General features: G+C 63.8%; 2 protein-coding genes. One reads left to right on the top strand and one right to left on the bottom strand.

Annotated elements, in window-relative coordinates:
• Positions 1-98: 98 nt before the first annotated feature.
• Entirely contained in the window at positions 99-413 is a 315-nt protein-coding gene (locus EOA33_RS37100; RefSeq protein WP_245455368.1) for a hypothetical protein, read from the bottom strand.
• Positions 414-568: 155 nt separating this feature from the next.
• Here EOA33_RS37100 and EOA33_RS37095 point away from each other — a divergent pair.
• Positions 569-883 (top strand): EamA family transporter (locus EOA33_RS37095; RefSeq protein ID WP_145989571.1); only part of this gene is annotated, 315 nt, incomplete at its 3' end.

The following is an 883-nucleotide window of genomic DNA, read 5'->3' as shown; positions in this document are numbered from 1 at the left end:
CCGAGAACCGGAGCGGAGCGTACTTGAAGTACGTGAGCACCGGAAGCGCAGGAAACCGCCATTCGCAGGCCGGCCTCACCTGAATATCGGCGTACCCATCACCAGCGCGCCAGGCCTGCCTTGATCAGCGCCATGCCGCTGATGAAGGTAAAGGCGCCGCCCAGGCCGCAGGCAACCGCCAGCTTGAGGTCCCTGAGGCTGATGCCGTGCTCGTTGGCGACCATGATCGCGACGAAGAAGCCAAGCGTGAACAGGAGCGTGTTGCCGGTCGAGCCGAAACCGTCCTCCTGCATGATGGCGTCGAGCGCGGTGCCGAAGAAGAAGCCGAAGACCGCGACGGTCGCAACCGTCATCAGCAGCCAGCTTGTGTCGAGATGCAAAAGCATGCCTGCCCATGGCGCGCTGAACGCCATGCCCCTGATCCAACGGCAGCTATCGGCTGTCGTGGCGCCCTGTGTTGAATTCGAGTGAGCTTATGGATCAATCGTTTCGTTTTGATTGCCGGATTGAACGGCATTAGAGCAATCGCGCTAGTTACCTCTTCACCCAAGCGACAGGCCCCCCGGACATGCACAGCATCAAGCGGTTCATCCCCGCCTCTTTCGTCGTCCTGTGGGCGACCGGCTTCATTGGCGCGCGCTATGCCATGCCCTGGGCAGAGCCTTTCACCTTCCTGGCCGCGCGCTTCGTCCTGGCCGCCATCCTGCTCGCCGTTCTCACGACCGTGCTCGGCTCCAGGAAAGCCTCCCGCGCGGAGGCCTGCCACGCCGCGGTTGCCGGCCTGCTGATGCATGGCGTCTATCTCGGCGCCGTGTTCTGGGCGATCCACAGGGGGATGCCCGCCGGCTTCTCGGCGCTGCTCGTCGGCCTGCAGCCACTGATC

It is taken from the genome of Mesorhizobium sp. M4A.F.Ca.ET.050.02.1.1, from assembly GCF_003997725.1.
GTDB lineage: Bacteria > Pseudomonadota > Alphaproteobacteria > Rhizobiales > Rhizobiaceae > Mesorhizobium.
Note: the sequence above shows the minus strand (reverse complement) of the source record. Positions and strands in the feature narration are given on the sequence as shown.